At 36.3% G+C, this 24,567-nt stretch carries 16 protein-coding genes; 7 read left to right on the top strand and 9 right to left on the bottom strand.

Annotation, left to right across the window (positions count from 1 at the left end):
- Positions 1 to 34: 34 nt before the first annotated feature.
- The 4 genes from PL77_RS10550 to PL77_RS30415 all read left to right on the top strand — a co-directional run bounded on the left by PL77_RS10550 (position 35) and on the right by PL77_RS30415 (position 9,309).
- A complete protein-coding gene (locus PL77_RS10550) occupies positions 35 to 1,405 on the top strand; it encodes an RtcB family protein (RefSeq protein ID WP_044204606.1) in 1,371 nt (456 codons plus the stop codon).
- A 167-nt stretch (positions 1,406 to 1,572) separates the two neighbouring features.
- A complete protein-coding gene (locus tag PL77_RS10545) occupies positions 1,573 to 2,118 on the top strand; it encodes a hypothetical protein (protein WP_044204603.1) in 546 nt (181 codons plus the stop codon).
- A gap of 240 nt (positions 2,119 to 2,358) precedes the next feature.
- Entirely contained in the window at positions 2,359 to 2,769 is a 411-nt protein-coding gene (locus tag PL77_RS10540) for a hypothetical protein (RefSeq protein ID WP_044204601.1), read from the top strand.
- Between the two features lie 546 nt (positions 2,770 to 3,315).
- The gene (locus PL77_RS30415) at positions 3,316 to 9,309 is read left to right on the top strand and encodes a starch-binding protein (protein WP_052444305.1); all 5,994 of its coding nucleotides are present in this window, start codon (positions 3,316 to 3,318) and stop codon (positions 9,307 to 9,309) included.
- A gap of 105 nt (positions 9,310 to 9,414) precedes the next feature.
- Here the strand turns inward: PL77_RS30415 and PL77_RS10530 are convergent, their stop codons facing one another.
- Positions 9,415 to 10,155 (bottom strand): hypothetical protein, encoded by a 741-nt coding sequence (locus tag PL77_RS10530; protein ID WP_044204599.1) that lies wholly within the window; start codon positions 10,153 to 10,155, stop codon positions 9,415 to 9,417.
- Between the two features lie 232 nt (positions 10,156 to 10,387).
- On the opposite strand from PL77_RS10530, the gene PL77_RS10525 reads away from it, so the two are divergent.
- Both PL77_RS10525 and PL77_RS10520 read left to right on the top strand, forming a co-directional pair.
- A complete protein-coding gene (locus tag PL77_RS10525) occupies positions 10,388 to 10,789 on the top strand; it encodes a hypothetical protein (protein ID WP_044204597.1) in 402 nt (133 codons plus the stop codon).
- 260 nt (positions 10,790 to 11,049) lie between these two features.
- A complete protein-coding gene (locus PL77_RS10520) occupies positions 11,050 to 11,949 on the top strand; it encodes a hypothetical protein (protein WP_044204595.1) in 900 nt (299 codons plus the stop codon).
- A 238-nt stretch (positions 11,950 to 12,187) separates the two neighbouring features.
- On the opposite strand, the gene PL77_RS10515 is transcribed toward PL77_RS10520, so the two are convergent.
- From PL77_RS10515 to PL77_RS10490, 6 genes are all read right to left on the bottom strand, one after another.
- On the bottom strand, positions 12,188 to 12,571 hold the full coding sequence (locus PL77_RS10515) for a DUF2809 domain-containing protein (protein ID WP_044204593.1): 384 nt from the start codon (positions 12,569 to 12,571) through the stop codon (positions 12,188 to 12,190).
- A 95-nt stretch (positions 12,572 to 12,666) separates the two neighbouring features.
- Positions 12,667 to 14,424, bottom strand: coding sequence for an aspartate--tRNA ligase (gene aspS, locus PL77_RS10510; protein ID WP_044204591.1), 1,758 nt, complete (start codon positions 14,422 to 14,424; stop codon positions 12,667 to 12,669).
- Positions 14,425 to 14,643: 219 nt separating this feature from the next.
- The gene (locus tag PL77_RS10505) at positions 14,644 to 15,147 is read right to left on the bottom strand and encodes a hypothetical protein (RefSeq protein WP_044204588.1); all 504 of its coding nucleotides are present in this window, start codon (positions 15,145 to 15,147) and stop codon (positions 14,644 to 14,646) included.
- Between the two features lie 230 nt (positions 15,148 to 15,377).
- Positions 15,378 to 16,274 carry a glutamate--tRNA ligase family protein gene (locus tag PL77_RS10500; protein WP_044204586.1) on the bottom strand — a complete coding sequence of 299 codons (897 nt, stop codon included), beginning with the start codon at positions 16,272 to 16,274 and terminating at the stop codon, positions 15,378 to 15,380.
- 494 nt (positions 16,275 to 16,768) lie between these two features.
- Positions 16,769 to 17,860, bottom strand: a complete 1,092-nt coding sequence (locus PL77_RS10495; protein WP_044204584.1) for an ROK family protein — start codon at positions 17,858 to 17,860, stop codon at positions 16,769 to 16,771.
- A 904-nt stretch (positions 17,861 to 18,764) separates the two neighbouring features.
- Positions 18,765 to 20,807, bottom strand: coding sequence for a PP2C family protein-serine/threonine phosphatase (locus PL77_RS10490; RefSeq protein ID WP_082026479.1), 2,043 nt, complete (start codon positions 20,805 to 20,807; stop codon positions 18,765 to 18,767).
- A gap of 227 nt (positions 20,808 to 21,034) precedes the next feature.
- Here PL77_RS10490 and PL77_RS10485 point away from each other — a divergent pair, with 227 nt between their 5' ends.
- Positions 21,035 to 22,528, top strand: a complete 1,494-nt coding sequence (locus PL77_RS10485) for a BamA/TamA family outer membrane protein (protein ID WP_044204580.1) — start codon at positions 21,035 to 21,037, stop codon at positions 22,526 to 22,528.
- Here PL77_RS10485 and PL77_RS10480 read toward each other — a convergent pair.
- Positions 22,525 to 22,815 (bottom strand): helix-turn-helix transcriptional regulator, encoded by a 291-nt coding sequence (locus PL77_RS10480; RefSeq protein ID WP_044204578.1) that lies wholly within the window; start codon positions 22,813 to 22,815, stop codon positions 22,525 to 22,527. The genes PL77_RS10485 and PL77_RS10480 overlap by 4 nt on opposite strands.
- An 82-nt stretch (positions 22,816 to 22,897) precedes the next feature.
- On the bottom strand, positions 22,898 to 24,190 hold the full coding sequence (locus PL77_RS10475; RefSeq protein ID WP_044204577.1) for a DUF2851 family protein: 1,293 nt from the start codon (positions 24,188 to 24,190) through the stop codon (positions 22,898 to 22,900).
- Between the last annotated feature and the right edge of the window lie 377 nt (positions 24,191 to 24,567).

Genomic DNA, 24,567 nt, shown 5'->3' with positions numbered 1-24,567 from the left:
TCACCTTTGAACTATCAAAAAAATAAAACACAAAATGATTAATGGAAATACCTTAATAGCGATGGGTTATACCCCAGGGAAGTGGTTCAAAGAAGCCCTTGAGTACATCAATTCGAATGACTTGTCAGACGAAGAAATGAAGGACTATTTGAAGCAATTCAAAACCACTCCCAAAATGGAATTACACCAAGAGTCCATTCCGTATGCCATGAACATTAAAGCTGAAAATAAATTGGAAGAAAACAATGTTCAGTCGGTGAAAAATACAATGAATTTGGTGATGAAAACACCTACTGTAGTCAATGGAGCAGTAATGCCGGATGCTTGTCCGTCGGGTAGTAAAGGAACGATCCCAGTGGGCGGAATTGTAGTCACAAAAAATGCAATTCACCCTGGCATGCACAGTGCAGATATCTGCTGTTCTTTGATGTTGACAGATTTAGGAAAAGTAAATCCTAAAGAGGTGTTGGATGTAGCACAAAACGTTACCCATTTTGGTCCTGGAGGAAGAGATCGAGATACGCAGTTTAGGTTTCCGACTGATTTACTAGAAGCTTTCAAAAGTAATTTCTTCACTAACAGAGAAGAAATCATCAAAACAGCGAGAGCACATTTAGGAACGCAAGGCGATGGGAATCACTTCTTGTTTGTGGGTACTTCAAAAGCCACCGGCAATACCATGTTAGTAACGCACCACGGGTCAAGAGGTGTAGGAGCAAAACTTTTCAAAAGAGCGATGCAAACCGCCGAGCGTTTCAGAAGAACACTTTCCCCAACTACTTTAAAGCAAAATGCTTGGATTCCTTTTGATACAGAAGAAGGGCAAGCCTATTGGGATGCATTAAAAGTGATTAGAAAATGGACAAAACAGAATCACATCTGCATCCATGATGCAGTAGCAGAGCAATTAAAAGTGAACGTACAAGACCGCTTTTGGAACGAGCATAATTTCGTTTTCAAAGAAGGTGACCAATTTTACCACGCCAAAGGAGCAACGCCAATTCATACGCCTTTTTCCAAAGAGCAGGATGAAAGAAGATTGATTCCAATGAATATGGCAGAACCAATTTTGATTGTCAAAGGAAAAGCAACCGACACCAATATTGGTTTTGCTCCTCATGGTGCGGGTAGAAATGTCAGCAGATCGGCACATCGAAGAACTAAAGAAGCGATGACCAACGAAGAAGTTTTTGCACAAGAAACAGAAGGGCTAGATGTTCGTTTCTTCTTTGATAAAATTGATGTGACGGAGCTTCCTTCCGCCTATAAGAATGCTTCTCAGGTAAGAAGTCAAATGAACGAATTTGGTTTAGGCGAAGTTATTGATGAAGTGCTTCCTTATGGTTCAATCATGGCTGGTGATTGGGAAAGGGATAGGCCTTGGAGGAGGAAGAAGAAAAAATAAATCTTTGGTACAAGTGTTAAGCCGATAGGCGTCACTTGTGCCTAATAATGGAAAAGTCTCCATACTTCCGAATCAACAGAACAAAAAATATTCGAGATAGAATTGTCTATTAGTATTAACTTGTCTTCAGCATGGCAAACGTATTAATTTGAAATGAAAGCTAAACAATGAAAAAAACATTTTTATTAGAAATAAGTGAGAGAATAATGTGTAACCTCCCGAACATGGAGCAAATGTATTTTTACACAGAAGACGACGAAGAATCAGAATTAATCTTAGAGGGATGGAGTTTAACTAAAAAGAAGGAAGAGACAGGAGACCTTTTGAAAGACTTTATTTATGCATTTGACGCAAGCAATTTTGGAATAGGGAATTTTATCTTCTATGAGGAAATTGAAATAACAAATAACCATTTTATTTTTGGTGAACTTGATCATATGAAACTTTGTCTCCTGAAAAAAGATAATAGTATTGTATTACTAAAGGCTGATGAATATTTGCTCACAAATTATAAATCAGAAGAAATAGAGTTTATATGTGCTGAAAACTTTGAAAAATTTCTAATATTCCTTGTAGACTACTTTCAATATATTACCCAATTATTTACGAATCAAAATTTTACACTTGAAGATAAAAAGGTAATAAAAGAACATTCAAGTATGATTTTAGGTCTTAATTCAAAAGAATTTGTTGAGTACATGTACAATTTTTAATACACCCCTTGGCGCAAGTGTTAAGCCGATAGGCATCACTTGTGTCTAACAACCGGAAAAGTTTCCCGACTTCCGAATCAATATAACGAATGAACAAAAAAGATAGAAAGATCAAATTTTCTAAAACCTTTCTCTTGTAAACCTAATGGTTTGTGGAGTAGGGGGGCAACAGACTCCTTCAAAGGATAGAAAAAGTGAAATATTCACTGGTGATTTACGAAACTTCTTTCACAAAGAATAATGGAGAAAATATTAAAAATTATTTTGTATTCAATTCCCTTTTTATACGTGGGGGTATTGGGACCTTATGGAGGAGCCGAAGAAACGCGTCAATTAATTCAATTAAAATTCAACGAAACTCAACAATTAAGGATAGATGAAATACTAAACCTTAGTAGAGGATGGTTTGAATTTAAAAGTGATTCAGATTCAATTCTTATTTATTTAAATCGTGATAGTAGAGATTTAATTCAAGAAGGTGATTCTATTATTCATTTTGCAGGTTTAGATAGTTTATATCATAAAACAAAAGGAGGAGAAGTTATACCAAATGAAATTATCTATTATGACCCTACATCATGGCTACATGAATTATTAGGAGATACTTTAGATATTGAGGCTATGTATGGTAAAAAACCATGGAAACAATAAATATACATTCCTCCCCCTGGCGCAAGTGTTAAGCCGACAGGCGTCACTTGTGTCTAACAATCGGAAAAGTCTCCAGACTTCCGAATCAACATAAGGAAGGAATTTTTCTAAATATTTTCCAAATGGTTTATAGGGTAGGGAGTCTACAGACTCTTTCAAAATATAGACACAAGTGACGTCTACGGTTTAACACATGCGCCAGTGAAGGGATGCATACTGAGAGATACACTCCCCAAAACGTCTCAATTAAAAAAATGCCTCCTTACAAAGTTACTCTATCCCATAAAATTAGATATACGAATAGACAAAAAAAATAAAAGTTATAACTCCTTTTTAATCTGCATTACTAAATAATAAAACCCATAAACATCCTTTGAGCCTCATTTTTATCAAGTACCAATCTGTATAATGGCACGTGCTTTTGAGCGTTGAACCTCCCCGAAAACTCATCGGTGCGATTTAGAATAACACCTTTTCTAATTTAGCATAAAATGAGTGTAATGATTGGCCGGCATCATTACAGAACTGTGTACAAATTTTTTTGAAATGAAAATGAAACTATTGCTCTCTCAATGGCTCTTGCTTATTGGCTGCCTTCTGTGGTCAAACTTGAGTCTATTCGCCCAACAAGCTGACGGTAGAGAAGTCTACCTTCAAGGCTTTCATTGGGAATCCGCTGATGCTACTACCAAGAATTGGTGGATCAATCTAAACGACAAAGTCAATGCTATTCAATCAGCAGAAATCGATGGGGTATGGTTACCGCCATCTTCCGATGCTGCAGATAGGGCAGGCTACCTACCACGTAAATGGTACGACTTAAATTCTAACTATGGTACTCAACAAGAATTAATTGATCTTATTGCACACCTCAACAGTAAAGGCATTGTTTCCATTGCTGATATTGTGATCAACCACAGAGTGGGGTGTGTGGGTTGGGCAGACTTCTGCGAACCTGAATTAGGCTGTAATGCCATTACGGCTGATGACGAGGTAAACCAACAATTTCCCGGTCAAGGCTGTGGTGATTTTGATACAGGAACACCTTACAGTGCCGCAAGAGACATCAACCACAATGATTTCGAGACGAGACAGGCCATTAAGGATTGGATGAACTGGCTGAAATCGGATATTGGTTACTCTGGTTGGAGGTACGATTTTGTTCATGGCTTTGGAGCTGGATTCTTCGCAGAATACAACAATGCTACAAATCCGTATATCTCTATTGGTGAAAACTGGACTGGAGATACACAAACCATCATCAATTGGATGGATGGTACACAAGGCACCTCTACAGCTTTTGATTTTCCATTGAAGTTCGCTTTGCATGAAGCCGTAAATGGAAATTATGGAGCGTTGAACAATGGAGGGAAAATGCCGGGCGTTGCAGGTGTTTGGCCACAAAATTCAGTGACTTTCCTAGAGAATCATGATACAGAACCTGTTCGTCAAGGCGATCACCCTGGGTCAGCGTTTCCGAATGATCCAAGTTCAAACTCTCAGATTTTACAAGGGTATGCTTATATCCTGACGCATGCAGGATCACCAATGGTCTTCTATTCTCATTTATTCGATTATGGAATTTATGATGAGATCACTAAAATGATAGCGTTGCGTAAAGCAAATGGTATTTACAACAACAGTACGGTGAGCATCCAACAATCAGACGGTAATGGCTATGCGGCGATTATTGATGATAAAGTAGCCGTTCGTATTGGTAATACCTCTTGGTCGCCAGGCGGAAACGGTTGGGTATTACAAGCTGATGGTTTGAATTATTCTATTTGGGATAAAGGAGAAGGTGTAAACGAAAATCCATTGGTGAGCATTGATCCTTCTATTTTACAATCAGATACTCCCGTTCAAGTTACGCTTTCAGTTGTTGATGATCAAGATATTGATTTACCGATTTATTATACTATTGATGGTTCAACACCTACTACTTCATCTACACTTTATACTGGTGAATTCACACTTTCTACGACGACAACAGTGAAAGCAATTGCAGTAGATAGCGGTGGAAAAATAGGTTATGCGGAGCACAAATATTATATAGGAGAGTCACTTCCTGAGATGGTGGTTTATGTCAGAAAACCTGCAGGCTGGGGGACATTATATGCTCATCACTGGAATGCAGTTCCAGCAGGAGTAAGTGCAGATTCAGAATGGCCTGGCGTTGTCATGGAAAAAGTAGCCGATACACAAGATTGGTACAAAGTTACGTTACCAGGAGTTGAGGAAGCGAGCTTTGTAATCCATGATTACAATACCAACCAAGATGAAGATATTACGATAACCGGAACTGCATGGTACGATCAAGGTGTAGTTTCATCAACTTGTACGGTAGATTGTCCTGATATTGTTATTCCTATTGAAGTAAATGCAAGTATTTCTCCTCAATCGACCAATTTCGAAAATCAGATTTCCGTTACGCTTTCAGGAACAACAGATGCGACAATTTACTATACTTTAGATGGGAGTACTCCAACGACTTCTTCCGATATATATCAAAGTGAATTGACAATTACAGCCACAACAACTGTCAAAGCGATCGCAGTATTAAATGGCACTTCATCAACTGAAGTTTCGGCCACTTATACTAAAGAGGAAGACGATGTAATCATTACAGTTCCGGCTAAAAAATCAAACTTTACATGGGACAACGCTACGGTTTACTTTACAATGACGGACCGTTTTTACGACGGAGATCCATCCAATAATAATCCTTACAACAGAGGGAAAAATGGAAATGGTCAAGACTATACCGATGACTCTTCAGCGGGTGAATTCCATGGAGGAGATTTGAAAGGTATGACGGCCAAACTTCGTGAAGGTTATTTTGAGTCGATCGGTGTCAATGCCATTTGGATTACATCACCTGTAGAGCAAATGCACGGCTGGGTTGGCGGTAGTTCCGATGGTTCATTCCGTCACTACGGTTACCACGGTTACTATGCGATGGACTGGACTGAAATCGATCAGAACATGGGTACGGAAGCAGATTTTCAGGAGTTTGTAGACGAAGCCCACAGTAGAGGAATCCGTATCGTGGTGGATGTAGTAATGAACCACACGGGGTATGTGACCATGCAAGATATGGAACAATACAATTACGGTTCTGTTGATCCAGCTTGGAGATCTTGGCAACCTTCTGGAAGTGAATCATGGCATTCTTACCACGAGAAGTTCGTAGATTACAATAGTGGTGGAACATGGATCTCGAATTATTGGGGGCCAGATTGGATGCGTCACCCAGATATTGACGGTTATGATGGGTGTTCTTCCGGTGGAGGAATTGATAACTGTGTAGGTTTCTTACCAGATTTGAAAACAGAAGATGTAGGTGAAGTAGGTATCCCTCCAATCTTAGTGACGAAGTGGACGCAAGAAGGAAAATTCGATCAGAAAAAAGCGGAATTAGATGCCTTCTTCAATGCGACAGGACTTCCAAGAGTAGTTTCCAACTATATGATTTTCTGGTTGACAGATTGGGTAAGAAAATATGGTATTGATGGATTTAGAATTGACACTGCAAAACACGTAGAGTTAGAACGTTGGTCAAGACTGAAGCAATATGCGATTCAGGCATTAAAAGATTGGAAAGCGGAGCACCCAGAAAAAGCAATGGATGATCTGGAGTTTTGGATGACGGCTGAAGTTTGGGGTCACGGTAAAAACAAATCGGAATACCATACAGACGGTCAGTTTAATTCTGTGATCAACTTCAATCTGAAAAATGATGCAAGAGTTTCATCACGTGATGCGTCTTCATTGGAATCATTGTATTCTGAATATGCAACCATCAACGACGATCCAACTTGGAACTCATTAAGCTACCTATCATCTCATGATGTAGTGCCATTGTTTGACAGAAGTAGCTTACAATCTGCTGCACCAGGTTTCTTATTATTGCCAGGTGGTATTCAAATTTTCTACGGTGATGAATCAGGTCGTCCGGAAGGAAATTGGAGTGATGCAGAGCAAAATACACGTTCAGACATGAACTGGGGCAACTTCAATACAAGCCAACATGAAGTGTGGAAGAAGTTAGGAACATTCCGTAGAGATCACCCGGCTGTAGGAGCAGGTTCACATCAAAAAATCGGAGATACACCTTATACTTTTGTTCGTGATTACAATAATCAAGAATTGGAAATTGCTGACCGTGTGATTGTAGCAGTAGGTGCCCAAGGTAATGTGACATTCAATGTATCAGAATATTATGAGGAAGGGGATACCATTGTAGATCATTACACGGGTGCTATGCAGGTAGTAGCAGGAGGTCAGGTTTCATTTAATGCAGACAGCGAAGGCATTATTTTATTATACAGTAAAAACTATACATTCGTGTCTAGACCAGTGCTCACCATCTCACCTGATACAAGATATGACGAAAACAGCATTACAGTTTCTATCTCAGCAGTAGATGCAGACGATCCAAACCCAAGTATTTACTATACATTGGATGAGACTGCAGATCCAGCGGATTATATGAATTGGACGGCTTATGCAGGACCTTTCACATTGACTGCATCAGCAACTGTAAAAGCCGTTGGCGTCAATGCCGAAGGACGTACAGGTTCGGCCAGTAAATCATATTCTATTGGTCAAATTGATCCAATCACAGTGTATTTCTACAAACCATCAGATTGGGGTTCTGCCTATATGCATCACTATGATGCGGAGCCAGTTGGTGTGACGGATGATACTGTTTGGCCGGGTGTTCAAATGACTGATATCGGCAATGGTTGGTATGAAGCTTCCGTTACCGCTTTGAGTACAGGCATTGTGTTTAATGACAATGGAGGAGCACAATCGGATGACCTTTCAAGAGAAAGAACGGGTTGGTACAAAGACGGTCAATGGACGGACACTTGTCCAGGAAATTGCCCAGGTCCACAAGTACCCGATGTGATGATTTCTCCAAACGGTGGAAACTTCCCAACCGGAAATGTGAATGTTCAACTGACAGCGACATATGATGGTGTGATTTATTATACATTGGACGGGACAACTCCTGACGAAAATTCAACACCCTACTCAAGTAGTATTTCTATTCAAGGAACAGAAGGACAATCGGTCACTTTAAAAACAATTGCTTACAATGAAGTGGGAGCATCAACTGTTGAAACAGCGACTTACACTTTCAACCCTGTTCAGTCATTTACGATTTACGCAAAAGGATATTCTCATGTGTATTATTGGGAGGTTTCTCAAAATGGAACTGTGGTTGAAGAAAATCCTGTTTCATGGCCAGGTGTAGCAATGGTTTCTGCTCCTGAAATTGGAAGCGGATGGATGAAATATGAAGTAACGGGAGGTACTTGTGCCAATGTGATTTTCTCTAATGGAGGAGCAGGTCAAACCGATGATAGGAGTACTTGTGGCAACGAAGGTAAAGGGTTCGAAAACGGTCAATGGATAGTGCTAGATACAGGAGTTGATGAAACCGATCCAACATTAGGAATGACACCTTCTACAACTTTCAGTGGATCAGGTACCGTAAGTATTACAGCTTCGGATAATTCAGGAATTACCCCTACCATTTATTATACTGTAGACGGTTCCACACCTACCACTTCATCACCATCAGGAGTAGGTAGTGTATCCATTGCTTTAAACACAGTAGGGACACACGTAGTTTCTGCTTTTGCAGTAGACGCATCAGGAAATACATCAACTACTCAATCAACAACTTACGAAGTAACGGAAGCAACAGGTGGTTTTACAGTGTACTTTCAAGGAGTAGATAATCCATTCATTCACTATTGGAATGCCTCTCCAATAGGCAGTATTGCAAGCACAACATGGCCTGGAGTAACATTGACAGAAGGAACAGATGGATGGTGGTTTTTTGAGTTTCCATCAAGTGTGTCTTCCATCAATCTTTTATTCCATAATAATACAGGGTATCAATCTCCCGATTTATCAAGAAGTTCAACAGGTTGGTACAGAGATGGACAATGGTACGACCAAAAGCCGGTCGATCCAACAGGTTTGACCATCCATTTCAAAAGTTCATGGGGAAATAGCACAATGATTCACTATTGGAATGCTTCAAACGGAGCATCATCAGCTTGGCCCGGAGAAAATATGATAGATGAAGGAAGCGGTTGGTATAAGTACACCATCGAGAGTGCTACATCTACCAATCTACTATTCCATAACGGTAGCGGAACACAAACTGCTGATTTATCCAGAACGAATGAGGGATGGTATAAAGACGGAGTCTGGCATGATAGAAATCCAGAGTTGAGCGTATCACGTTTGAGTAATTCTTTAGTGGAAGAATTGAAAGTAAACGTGTATCCAACTGAGGTAACACAGCAACTGACAATTGCACTAAATTCTCAAGAAGCATTGAGTGCTATGGTCACGATTTTTGACCTAAATGGTAGAATAGTTTCGTCAGAAAATCTTCAGTTTAATGCTGTAAATAAACAACTTACATTGGACACTCAAGGACTTACTTCTGGTTTACACCTTATCAGAATTGAGGTTAAAGGTCAGATCATCACGAAGAAGTTTATTAAAAAATAAGGATTAATAATTCCTATTGAAGCACATAGTAGAAATGCTATGTGCTTTTTTATTCTGCTTGAAGGTATAGACTCTACCTCTAGTGCAAGTGGTACTTATATTTTATTATTCCACTTCCGGCAAAATCTCCTGTAATTGATGCTCTTCAATAACTTCTCCCAGCATTGCTTTGGTCTCACCGTCCAATACAAAGACCCTCAAGAATCGTTTCTTTTCTTCATCTTCATAAAGGAGTTGAAGAACATTGTTATGAGCGAGTTTTTTACCTTCAAAAAGCTTTCCTTTATTTTGTTCACTTTCAATTAAACTTTCTTTTTGATGGCCTTTCACTTGGTATTCACCTTCCACATAATAATCCTCTATACCCAGAAATTGCTGAAGGTTGTCTTCGAGTTCTCTACCGTCCATTGCAGGTAATCCTTTTCCATTGAAACAATCAAACTCTTGATTGTCTTTCGTAAGGAGCATCAGATCTACTTTTGCCTGATCTGAATTTCTAGTTTTATTAGCATTATACTTTAAATAAAACTGAGCAATTTGTTGAGTAGGTATTCTAAATTCCTCTTTACCATTTTGAATATGCAATTCCTCATTTGTACAACGTATTTTTGATTTACTTTTTGATAAATAAAAAATAGCAGAAGAACCAAAATACAGTAAGGACGGAATTCCAAAAAAAGTAAAACCTTTGATCCACGTTTCAAAAATAGGATAAGGGATAGCCGTAAAACTGATAACGGTTCCAATCCCCCAAAGAGGCAATGTTTTTTTGAGAATAGAAGTAAGATGTTTTCTACCCCAATTGATTTTTGCGGATAGTTCTAGTCTGCTTACACTAAGTTTCATTGAAGTCGTTTATTTTTGGATACACTATTTGCTCTATTTAAAGGTGCATTTTTTAGCTGATATATAATAGCTTGTTGCTACCTCTCTGGCGCAAGTGTTAGGTAATAGACATCACTTATGTCTAATAATCGGTTCCGAGTCAACAGAGAAAAATAACCACATGGCACAAGTGACGTCTTCGGCTTAATACTTGTGCCAATAGAATGATGGTATTTTTTTTAAAACAAAAGAAATGTTTAAATCAGAAACTATCATATTTAGCAAAGTAATCTCAAATCATAAAGTAATAGAAGTTCTTAAAAGCTTTTTTGAATTAGAAGACAATCAAATAAAGCATATGGATGAAATTGACTCACCTATAACGAATGTACTATTGATTTATGATACTGAGAATTATAAATCAGGAGATTTTTTAATGCATATAGAGTTATATTTTACAGGGATCGATTCTTTTGCTTTACAAGCTTTAATCGAATTTTTAGTATCTCATTTAAATATCGAAATTTTATATGATGATGGTTCTATTAGTTTTAATTCCTGGTTATTAATGGATAAAAAAAAGAAAAGATATAAAGTAATGTTAGATGATGATTTAGATGATCTTTACATATTAAAAAAAGAAATTTTAAACTAAATCACTCCTGGCGCAAGTGTTAAGCCGATAGGCGTCACTTGTGTCTAACAATTGGGGAAGTCTCCAGACTTCCGAGTCAACATACCGAAGGAACAGATATGATAGGAAGTTCAAATTTTGTAAACCTTTTCCCTTGCAAACTTAATGGTTTGTGGGTTAGGGAGTCTACAGACTCCTTCAAAATATAGACATAGTTTATGAACTTGTGTCGGAAGGATAATTACATAACAATAAAGTACATAGTAAAGTTATAGCTGAAAATGGAAATTGATAAATATTACAGTCCAGATGATAAAGACACTTTTTATTATTTTGATGGGAATAATACAAAGCTTTCAATAGATTACTTTAATCGGATGAATATTGAAAATGTTATATTAAGTTCTAATTATGGGTATGATGAAAATTCATTTGATATAAAAATTTTATTGCAATTGAAGTATTTAAAGAAGCTTCGTATTGCTATTAATGATAGCTCTAACATCAAAGATCTTGATAAAATTATATCTTTAGAGGATTTGAAGATTCATGTATTTTGTAAGAAGCAGGTAATAAACATCGCTTCTTTAACAAATTTAAAGCAATTGGAGTTGTCTAATAATTATGCAACCAACTTAATTGGTTTAGACAGATTAGTTAATCTAGAAAAATTAACTTTATATGGTGCAACATCGAATATTTTAAATGAAAAAACCTTTGCGTCTTTAACTAAACTCAAAAGAATAGAATTGGTCAGACCAAAATTTGAGAATACTAAATTTTTATCGAAATTAAAAAACTTAGAATGTGTCTATTTTCATCAAGTTGCATCAAAATCACCTGTTGATATTAGTGACTTTTGCAGTTCAAAAAATGCCTTAATTCATTTGAAGCTTCAACTTTGTAGAAATGTAGTTGGTTTTGAGCACCTCAAAGAATTGAAGAAACTTATCAGGTTACAAATTATAGACAGTTCAGTAGTACCATCAGCTTCTTTTGTAAAAGAATTACCTAATTTAACCACATTGACAGTGATAAGAAAGTCCTATTTTGAAGACGGTAATTTAAATGCTTTAAGGGATATAGAATATGTAATCGTTAATAATAAGAAACATTATAACATTAAGGCAAAAGATTTAAAGGCAGATCATTTTCCTCCACTTATTCCTTGTTGTCAGTAAAACAGATCAATTAAACTACTAGTTACCTTCTCTGGCTCTAACAATCGGAAAAGTTTCCAGACTTCCGAATCCACATAACGAAGGAACAGATATGATAGGAAGATCAAATTTTGTAAAACTTTTCTCTTGTAAACCGAATGGTTTGTGGGGTAGGGAGTCAACAGACTCCTTCAAAATATAGACACAAGTGACGCCTCCGGCTTAACACTTGCGCCAGTGGATTTAACACTTATGCCAGTTAAACCTTCCTCAAAACAAAATGCTCCACCCCATAAGCCACAATTCCACCAAAAGTATAACTCACAATATCGCTCCAAAGGAATCCATGCCCCAAGGTCAAACTGCCAATAGTCGTTTTTCGGATGGCGATCAGCCAATCATAATCCAAGATTTGTTGTAGTTCGATCAGGTAACAAATCAATACACTGATGATCAAAATCGTTTTCGATGGGCTTTTATAGAGTAGGAAGGCGATGATAAAATAAAACATCACTGCATAGAAAAAATCGCCTAAGTAGGGATAGATAAATTCAGGAGTAATGCGTGTTCTTGATAAAAGACCTAAGCCGATTACAATGACGATGTAGATAAAATAAAGCAGGCGGTTGCGTTGGTAAGTCATAATGAAAGGAGTTTAGCTTAAAGATTAAAGATAAAAAAAGCCAACCTACAATAATGCAGATTGGCTGATTCTTTTAAACGGTATCGTCTAAAAATCTATTCTTTGATATCCAATTGGATACTTAAGTCTTTCAATTGTTGAGTATCAGCAACTGATGGCGACTCGATCATTACATCTCTACCTGAAGTGTTTTTCGGGAATGCGATGAAGTCACGGATAGAATCCACACCACCAAATAATGAACAAAGACGGTCGAAACCTAAAGCAATACCACCGTGAGGAGGTGCACCGTATTCGAAAGCGTTCATTAAGAAACCGAACTGCTCTTGTGCTTCTTCTGGAGTGAATCCTAAAGCATCGAACATGTCCGCTTGATCTGATTTGTCGTGGATACGGATAGAACCACCACCAACTTCAACACCGTTGATCACCATGTCATACGCATTTGCACGAGCATTGTAACGGTCTGTTTTCAAGATCTCAGCATCTTCAGGAAGTACTGATGTGAATGGGTGGTGCATTGCGTGGTAATGACCAGTTTCTTCGTCTTTTTCGAACATTGGGAAGTTCACAACCCAAAGTGGAGAGAATTCTTGACGGTTTCTTAAACCTAAACGCTCACCCATTTCAAGACGAAGTTCACACATTTGCTTACGCGTAGTGTCCAACTCACCAGATAACACTAATAACAAGTCACCTGCTTCAGCACCCGCTTTTTCAGCCCATGCTTTCAAGTCGTCTTGTGAGTAGAATTTATCTACAGAAGATTTGAATGAACCATCCTCGTTGCACTTCACATAAACTAAACCTTTTGCTCCGATTTGAGGACGTTGTACCCACTTCGTTAACTCATCGACTTGCTTACGAGTGTATGAAGCACAACCTTTCGCACAAATACCTAAAACGATCTCAGCAGAATCAAATACTTTGAAGCCTTTGTTTTGAGCAACATCGTTTAAGTCTACAAATTTCATATCGAAACGAGTATCAGGCTTATCCGAACCGTAGTCACGCATAGCGTCAGCATACTCCATTCTTGGGAATTCAGGAAGTTCAATACCTTTCACCATTTTGAAAAGGTGACGCATCATTCCTTCGAAGTTGTTGATGATGTCCTCACGATCAACGAATGCCATTTCACAGTCAATTTGAGTAAACTCAGGCTGACGGTCAGCACGTAAATCTTCATCACGGAAACATTTTACAATTTGGAAGTAGCGGTCCATACCACCGACCATCAATAATTGCTTAAATGTTTGAGGTGATTGAGGCAAAGCATAAAATTCACCTGGATTCATTCTTGACGGTACCAAGAAATCACGAGCACCTTCAGGAGTAGATTTGATCAAAACAGGAGTTTCAACTTCAATGAAATCTTGACCTGATAAATATCTTCTTACTTCTTGAGCAATCTTATGACGTAACACTAATTTCTCACGAACAGGGTTACGACGGATGTCCAAGTAACGGTACTTCATACGAAGCTCGTCACCACCATCAGTTTCATCTTCAATTTTGAAAGGAGGAGTTTGTGCCTCATTCAAAATTTCCAAATCGCTTAAACGCAACTCAATATTACCAGTAGGGATATTAGGGTTTTTAGCCGCTCTTTCGATTACTTCACCAGTAGCTTGTAATACAAACTCACGACCTACTTTACGAGCAGTCTCCAATAGTTCAGCAGCAGCATTACCATCGTCCTCGATCAATAACTGAGTGATACCGTAACGGTCACGGATATCGATCCAGATTAAACCACCTTTATCACGGACAGCTTGCGCCCATCCGCTTAATGTCACCTTTTGCCCAATATGGCCTTCACGGAGTTCTCCGCAGTTATGCGTTCTAAGCATTTTATGTCTTTATTTATATTGTATTCTCTTGAATAAAGGGACTTATCAAATCATGAGACATGAGAAGCCACTAAACCGACTGCAAAAATAAGGAGTAGTTCGTAGAGGAAAAAACGATTTAAGAAATCCTTTTGACGGATTTGAAATTTTTTCTGTATTTTTTGAGAAATTGATAGTATAAATCCCTGATTTAGATACTTTTTCTAAAAAGAAATTGAATTATTCATATGTATGAAGGAGGTAATCTAGGGTAATATCAATTTTGTCTGAAGGAACATAGCGTGTAATTATGCCAAGATCTTCCGCTTTTTGTGCAGAATATTGTTCTAGGCTTTGATTTTGAAGGTCAAATCCATTAGCAAATGTAGCTTCTTCAGTAGCATAAGAAAGGTCACTAGCTTTGATAAACTCAGACCCTATCATATTGGTAGTTCCTTCCACAATAGAAACCGTCATTGGTCTCATATTTTGGACTTTTTCTTTTAGAGAAATAAAATAATCGCTTTCGATAACTAAATTATTTTCATCTCTTTTGGATTGCTTTAAGAAGAAGTTTTCTTGAATCGTCCTAAAGATTACCATATTCACAGAAGTATCATCATTGATTACATTAATTTCATTGATGATTTGCATGGTATTATCATTTGATAGTTCGTTCAAGCATTGGTTTGGTAAGTAGATGGTAACTACATTTCCTTTTCGAGAACTGAAAATGTTTTTCATGTTAATGAATTGTTATGGTAGTAAATCTTGAAGTGATCAGGCACTTACATTACCGCAAATACATTACGGTTCATTGGTCCTAATATTAGTGATTGCTAAATAGGGGTATTGTAACTTACTGATATTTCAAAATTACTTTTATCTTAATAAAGATGTGATGACCACCGTTATTAAAAATCAATAACTATTATTCTCTACTTGAGTAGTCTGTTCAATGTTGTGTGAATAATTTATTCTTCTTCGAAATCCTCTTCTGATCCTAAAAAGTTGATTTCTAAGAGTTGATCTAAGGATTCAATATGTGTTTCTTCTCCTAAATAAAACTCTGCAAATTGACTGTAAATCTCTTGAGGAGTCATACCTTCTTCTCTTAAGTTTTTGATGGAATCAGCACCTTGAGACTTTGATAATTTATTACCGTTCTCATCGACAAGCAAAGGGTGATGTAGGAATTCAATTTCTTCAAATGAATCAACTTCTAATTTGTTGGCCAAGAAAGTTTGAGCAATAGTCGACTCGACCAAATCTTCACCTCTGACAATAAAATCGATATTATCATCGATATCATCAATCAAAGAGGCCAATTGATAAGCATAAATTCCGTCTTTTCTTCGGAGTACAAAATCCTTCATCACCTCATTTAGATTGACGGCGATGTCTCCAATAAAAAGGTCTTCCAAAAGGATAGGAACATCAGAAGTTTTTACTCGGATAGCGGTTTCAGGCGTATCGAAGGGTAAGTTTAAATCTCTGCAAGTACCAGTGTAAATTCCCGAAGGAGAAGTTTCAAGTATTTGTTTTCTAGAGCATTGACATGCGAATAAATCACCGTTTTCTTTCAGCTTTTCAAAAGCAGAAGTATAACGGTGATTTCTGATTTTTTGTGACCAGTTTTTGTGGAAATCTTCTACACTGAAAGGACCATTGTCATAGTCTAATCCAAGCCATTCTATCGACCTGAAAATATCTTCAATGTACTCGTCTCTAGTTCTTGTACTATCGATATCATCAATACGTAATAATATTTCTCCATCTTCTTGTCGGGCTAGAATCCAAGTAAGGATAAAAGAGAATGCGTTTCCGATGTGAAGGAAACCGCTGGGTGTTGGAGCAAATCTTGTACGCATTGATGTATCTTTAAATTAATTTTTCAGCAAAGGTACAAACTAGAAATGTAATCTGTTTAAGGGAGTGAATAAATAATTAAGGGTAAAATTAATTCGATTTAGCTAACAGTCTGTAAGAACCCATAAATAAGACTGAAAGCACGAAAACACATGCAAGTAATTCCATAATTTAATTGAGTTTGAAATAAAAATTAGTTATTGTTTTATGAAGACAATCTATTTAATGTAAAGGACAAGATTTTGTTTTGAATTTTTTGTGGTTATTAAGGTCTTGAGCAATTGTCAAGCTCCGATTATTGTCTTCTTTAGCAATTTACTAAAGTTCAAAAAAATACACTATTGTCATCAATCTAAAAGTTTCTCTTTGTTGAGATAGTACAATTAGTTATGACAATAGTGTAATTATATATCTAATTATTAGACGTTTAGGTCGTCAAGTTAAAATGAAATCATAAAATAAGTGAAAACAAATTTTAATCTATGACCTAGTGTTTTTATTGTTCAAGTTGACTTACAGCGTAAGCATAAGCACCTAATGAAATCGCTTCACTCGTTCCAATTTTAGAAACACCTACACCAATCTTAGGAGAAGCATCATACATCACTACGTGATCAGTAAAAGGTACTTTGATTTCGTGCTGATTGTTTTTCACGAAACTTGCTTTTTCGTCCTCGTTGGTTAAATCAAAAACTTCAGCAACTAATCTGTCTTCACCATGATTGTATTTAGAACGCATCTCTTTCAATACAGATGGCATAAATAATTCAGCAGCACCAGAAAGACCACCGCCAATGACAACCAATGCATCAATCGTAGTTCCTAAAGTACACAATACATCACCAAGGTTTTCACCTAAAGTGTCAAATGCTTTTTGAGCACTTGCTTTATCACCCTCTTGCTCACCTTTAGCAATTTCAAAAATATCTTTAGGTGTCAATTCAGCATTATCAACACCTGAATACTCTTTATAGAATTTTTGAACGGCACGGATACAAGAAGCTTCCTCTGCATTGATATGGTCCAATACTTTTGAAGGCATCAACCAAATTTCACCACCCATACTGTTGTCACCGATATGAAGGTTACCATTACTTACAATACCTCCACCAAGGCCAGTACCTAAAGTGATTCCAATAATATTTTTATATCTCTTTTCGCTTCCATTTGCGGCTAATAGAGCATTCATTTCGGGTAATAACCCACCAATTGCTTCACCATAAGCATAAAGGTCTCCATCATTGTTGATAAATGCAGGAATACCAAAGTGGTGTTGTAACATTGGTCCAAGGGCAACTCCTCCTCTATAGCCAGGGAGGTTATTTAAATCACCAATAATACCGTTAGGGTAATCCGCAGGACCAGGGAATGCAAAACTGATTGCTTCAGGTTTACGATCACCTAATTCTTTAATAACGTGATTAAAACCCTCTAAAATATTTTGTAAACTTTGTTCTAAATTATCGCCGTTTGAAGGTAGTCTGTAGGGATCTACAATCATTTTTCCACCTTGCATAGCAGAAAATACAAAATTAGTTCCACCGGCATCTAATGTTAAGACGATCTGTTTTTTGTCCTGAATTGACATAGCTATTGGTTTAAATAAAAATTGCGAGATTATATACTATCAATTTCTTCGATTTCATTTCATCAATCAACAAGTTAATCTTTTCATTTTGAACTGTATTTGTTAGTTAAAACAGTTTATGGTAATAATGTTGAATAGTAAAGTAAATTAATAAATAGGAAAACGAAGCGTAGTTATAAGTAATCGGTATCGGTTGCAAAAATAGCTAAAGGAGTGTAAATAATACTATGACACCTCTCATTATGATGATGATTTTTATTATTCTTCTACTAAATTGACCTCTAATTATACCTGTTATTTTACTTAGAAATTTATTATGGGCTTTAATTTAGTTAGCCGTAACTGAAGTATAAACCGCAATGAAAAAGGGGAGAGACGAAAAGGAAAGTTGTAAATAATGGGGAGTATTGACAGAAGTGCTTTTAAAAATAACTTTAAGTTTCCAAACTGCATTGTGTACTAAATTGTAGACTAAACTTTCTTTAACTTTCAATCCGTATTTCTACTAGGTTTTATAGGGCCTACTTTCAAGCTTCCTTCTTCTTCATTTTTCCATTGATGAAAAACGAAGCAAAAAATCTAGGCTTAGAAGTCAAAAGCTAAATTTCATTCCTCTCGCCTATTGAAAGGCTAACTCGATCAAAACTTCATCGTTTTGAGATGCTCAAACAGCAAAATCATTTTGACCGGCTCATTCCACGAAATTCTTAACGCTTTTCCCTTCAAGACTGGGGTTAGAATTACCAAACGAATTGGGTAGAAAGTCAACTGGCGCGAATGTTAAGCGAAAGCGTCATTCGTGTCCTATAAATCATCAGAAATCTCCTGATTTCTAAAAGCCGTGAACTTAGTTTACAATGTGTTGAGCGAGCGAATTTTAATAGAAATAAGGTTCCAAGCCTTTTTATAGACGGATGATCAATAAAGTGAAATCATCATCCATTGCTTCTTTACCCATGAAATTATAGACGTCTAAAAGTATCTTATTAGCAATAATTTTTAGCGGTTCATCTTTACTTTTTTCAAGGATAGCTTTCATATAATCATAGCCATATTCATCAACTCCATTTTTACTTCTCGCTTCAGTAATACCATCAGTATAGAGAATCATAATATCTCCAGGTTGGTAATGGATTTCGTGATTATGGATGAATTTTTTGTAAGAGTTGTTTCTTACAATACCTAGCCCCAGTCCTCTATTGTCTAGGAAAGTAGCTTCGTTTGTAGCATTACTATAATATAATGTAGGGCAGTGGCCTGCTCTAGCATAATCTACTTTTTGTAATTCAGTATTGATATGAAGGTAAGTGGCAGTAATAAAAGTATCCCTTTGAATACAGCCTGTTAAAGCAGCGTTGGCTTTAGTAAAGAACTCATCAGGTTTAATACCTTCTTCACGAGCTAATGAATGATAAATACCTTTCATCTGAGCCATGTTGAAGGCCGCTTTAGGTCCTTTACCTGATACATCGGCAATGATAAAGCTTACTTCATGGTCATTTAATCGGTGCATGTCATAATAGTCACCTCCTACCACAATGGCAGGTTCCCAAGTAACATAAACTTCTATATTTTCATTGATTTCTTGCTTCTTCGGCATTAATGCTTCTTGCGTTTGTTTGGCAATTTGCATACTGTTTTTATAAACCTCATTCTTGACTGCATTGGATAGTAGGTCGAGGTTGAAAAGTGCAATGCCCGCTTGAGCAACATAGGTATTGACCGTAGACTGCATCACTGAGTCAATAGCATTATGTAGTCTCTTTACTAAAACTAGAGAACTTTTTACTTCTGTATCAACAATGATAGGGAGAGCAATAATAGAACGGTAATTTCTATTGACATTCTCCTTGCGGAAGTAAGGCTGAAAGTTGAGCTTGATGGGTTGTGAACCATTGTACTCGGCATCTTTTAGGTCTTGGTTGACCACAAGAATATCTTCTTTATCGATACCATAAATCACTTTCACATTAAAGTCATTATCTACAATCCATCCAGCATCAGCCTGAATGCTTTTCAGTGAACTATGCAATAATACTTTATAAACATCAGTGTCTTGTTTCCCATCTCTTACCGCTAAACTTAGGTTTCTGAAGCTGCTAATCTCTTGTTCTTTTTTCTCAAAAACAGAAGAAGTAGGTAAACTGAACAGCATGAATAAAGCCGCTGATACAGCATAAACAAAAACAAAGAGGAAAAGGGTAACAGGGAATAAGTTTTTGATTAAATCATCGCTAATTAAAGATTGTTCGTAAAAGTAAAATCTAAAACTTGCAACGAAATAACTAAAAGCCAACATGATAAATGCCAGCTTGAAAATACCTTGAACTTTTTGTTGGAAATTAAGATGAGGAACCCATCTTACATTAATCGAAATCATTAGAATCCAAATGATCAAAAATGCAATCGGGATTTTAAAATAGATATCATCAATAGTTCCAATTCTGATAAAGTGAGCAAGCATTGTTAATCCTAAAAAGATTTCAAATGCAAGCCATGTATAATGCGTGAATTGTGTTTGTTCGAATAATATGAGTTTTTTCCAGGTGACAAAAGTACTGATCAGTAATGTCATCAGAAGCGAAAACTCAATATGGAAAAAGATGGCGTAGAGAAAAGGTAGGTTATATTGTAATTCATCCCTAAGCCAGGTGAGCAATAAATTGACTCCCATAGAAAGGAGTGTAGACAATAATGCAACGACAAAGATTTGCCACAAGAGCCCTTGAAAATCCCGTTCTTTAGGCTGAAAATAAAGCCAAATCAGAAAGTAAGAAGAAATAATCCATATATTGAGTATTAATCCTTTTACAAATGAAGGGAAAGGAGCATGTGCGATATTATAATCGGTGAGGTATTGTTCACGGACACCAATCATCAACAAGAGTATCCAACTCACAATACTAGCAATAGTACTGATACGCTTGATGCTCTTGTAATTGAACATATCGTTTATTTTTGTTGCCTTGTTAATAATAACTGTCTTTTAAATTTTAAAATACTTGGTATAATATGTGCCTACCTCTAAAAAGCATATTATATTAGTGAACTTAATTTTTCTAGAATCACTCTGAAGTTAATACAAATATAATTGACTAATTGTGCTTTTTCTATCTTTAGAGTGACAATATTAAACATACATATAAATGCTTGATTTTTTTATAGCAAGCCATAGTGAATAAATTAGAAACAAATATATATAGAACTCCCATTATTGCACTGTCCATTAAGGTGATTTTTTTGACCTTTTTGCTATCATTAACTCAACCTGTATGTGCACAAAATGACTTGCTACTCACGGGTTTAGACCAATTTGATGTAGACACGGTTGGATATGTACATATTAATAAAATAAATTTTGTAGGGCTAAATAAAACCAAACCTCAGATTATCAATAGGGAGCTTGATATCAAAGAAGGTGGACTTATTCCTAAAAAAAATATTAAACAGTATATCACTTCTGAAAGGAATAAAGTGTTTAACACTCAACTTTTTGAAACTGTAGATGTCATGGTTATCGAAGTGGAAAGCGATTCTATCAATATTGAATTCATTATGGTAGAGCGATGGTACACTTGGCCGGTGCCTCTTATTGAGTTAGCAGATCGAAGTTTTAATGAGTGGTGGAATAATAGAGGGGCAGACTTAGGAAGGATTCAATACGGGTTGGATTTCAAACAACGTAATATGCGTGGGCGAAATGAAACGTTGGATATTTTGATTGAGTTGGGCTTTTCAAGACAGTTCAGTATTGGCTACTCTTTCCCATATATTGATAAAAAACAAAAGACAAGTTTGTCTTTCGCGGGTTCTTTTAAGGAAGAAACTACGGTAGCATATAAAACAGAAGACAACATCTTTGTGGAAGTAGAAAAAGATACTGAAGTTTTAAGAAGGTCTTGGAATGGTATTATCAACTTTGGAAAGCGATATGGTTTTTATGATCATCATAATTTTTCATTGAGCTATGATCAAGACCAAGTTGCGGATACCGTTGCAATGCTTAATCCAGACTTTTTCCTTGAGGGAAGAACAAAGTTGAGGTACTTTACATTGGGATACACTTACACTAGAGATAAAAGAGATATTACAAGTTACCCATTGAATGGCTATTACTTGAAACTCGGTATAGAGAAGTTGGGATTAGGAGTCTTTGATGACCTTAATGCAGTCATCATGGAATGGTCGGCTTATAAATTTATGCCTCTCGATAAAGTAAAAAGGTTCTATTACTCTATTGGTTTTGCGGGTAAATTAGGATTCCCTGAGAAACTACCTTACAATGAAATGAGGGCTATTGGTTACAAAAACTTATTTATAAGGGGATACGATAATTATGTGATTGATGGGCAAAACACTGCAATTATTAAAAATGATTTAAAGTTTAGAGCCTTATCTACTGCACTTAATTTTCAGAACATCATAAAATCAAAGCATGCCAAAAGAATTCCAATTGATATTCTTTTTAAGGCATATATTGATGCAGGGTATGTTTATTATCCAGGAGTAGATCCATCAAACGAAAGTTTAACCAATACACCTTTAATTGGATATGGTCTTGGAATGGATTTCGTTACTTTTTATAGTTCAGTCTTAAAGCTTGAATACTCATTCAACAGACATGGACGCGGAGGAGGATTCTACCTATATTATTTAGTAGACCTTTAGCCCATATTACAGTCGCAATCTTCCAAGCATGAAATGATGTTAACGACTGACTTTTCTTTCAAAGAATAATAAATATTTTTCCCTTCTCTTTGTGAAGACAAAATACCTTTCAACTTCATATTTGATAAATGATGAGAGGTTAAAGATTGCTCACAATTTAATTTAGCACAGATCTCACTTACTGATAAACGATTCGTACAATCTAATAATTCTAAGATTCTAAGCCTTACAGGGTGTGCAATAGTTTTTAATATAAAAGCAGCTTTTTCTATCTTATCGTGTTCCATAATATATTCGATTAAGTAAATACTTGGATGATGGAAAAAACAAATATACGCACTTATGATTACATGTTCATGTATTGAAGTGTTAATGCTTATTTTTACTGTTCAAAACCTGAACGCCTAAGCTGCATTCTAAGCACCTGTTTTTTTGACAATACTGAGTATACAATTCAATCAATCCTTGAGAATCTAAAGAGGAGTTATTTTTAATGGAATATCCTTTCCATAGTTTCGTGAACTTATTGTTTTCGGGAGGAATAGCTTCTAGGAGTTGAATAGCTTTTTCCTTATATCGACTTTCATTTCTATCTGTTCCGTAGGCAAATTGTAATGGAACGACTACATTGACCAATAAAGATTGTAGTGCAGACTTGCCAATAAATGCACTAATTGGTTTTTGAGAAGTTTTACCAAAGTGATAGTGAGAATGCCAATACTCAGAGGTAGGATGTTGCATGAAACGGATAAAGCTTTCTAAGGAAGAAATATGTAGAAATGCAGAACACAAATGCGGAATGTTGATGATAATACTAGAAAGTTGAGCAATACGGATAGTTGGGAAATTAGCAGGACGTAATCTTAAAAATTTCCATTCATGTAAAGACATTTCCTTTTCCTTAATGGCATACTTGTGGCTCAGAAATTTATATTCCCGATGAAGTTTTTTCATATATGGTGAATTAGCCTCATCAGATAAAAAGCCAGCACTGCCAAAAAGAAATGCTTCAACTTGAAGGGGTTGATACGCATGAAGTTTTAATAAACGGATAGGAACAATCGAAGACAAGCGTTGAAAAGCATCATTATTTACCTTAAAGCCAAAATATTCTGCTAAGGTTCTGTAGGTACATTCTTCCCAATCTCTATTTGAATGCTGGAGTTGTTGAAGTATTTTTCCTGCTTTTCTTTCGATTCTCTCTAAAAAAACACGATCCAACATCGCAAGTTTGTGAAGGCGAGAAACATTTTCCAATTGTGAACCACATGCAATTACATCATCATTGAGACGAAAAGAAGTATATCCGTCTTGTATTTTTGGATCAATACAATTTTTAATGCTTAACGTGGGTATCAGGGAGTGATCTTTCCGGAAAACATTAAAATCATTTTCCCACACAACGTGAAGGATTACATTATCATAAGCACGATTTTGAGAATGTTGATGTTTTTTCCAATCAGAAGCTTTCACATGAATCTCAATATTGCCATGCCATTCTATACCATTGATGCGCAAGTGGGCATTTAAAAAATCAGGGCCGGCATCATGGTTTTGTAAACCAGTAGAGATGATTTCAAGGTTTTCATTTTGATCAGTACATAGCTGAATAGACTTGAAATATTGAAATTTCCAGATGAAGTAAAGAAAATCTTCTTTCATGAGAGAATCGTTAGCTTGAATCGTTATAATTTGAGTTTACTTTTTTCTAAGAACTAAGCTAAAAAATGCATCATCGTTAATGCTTATTTATTTTGTCTTAGTACTTCTTACATTGTAAACTAAATTATCATCAACTTTTAATTGACCTATCTACAAGGATTTATAGGGTCTACTTTCAAACTTCCTTCTTCTTCATTTTGTCTTGAAACAAAAACAAAGCAAAAAATTCAAGGCCAAGGAAAGCAGTACCAAACGAATTGGGTAGAAAGTCCACTGGCGCGAATGTTAAGCGATAGCGTCATTCGTGTCCTACAGATCAACAGAAATCTCCTGATTTCTAAATACCATAAATATTCGAAAATTTAGTTTACACTGTA

Origin of the sequence: Flammeovirga sp. OC4 (assembly GCF_000812565.1) — a bacterium.
In the GTDB taxonomy this organism is placed as follows: domain Bacteria; phylum Bacteroidota; class Bacteroidia; order Cytophagales; family Flammeovirgaceae; genus Flammeovirga.
Note: the sequence above shows the minus strand (reverse complement) of the source record. Positions and strands in the feature narration are given on the sequence as shown.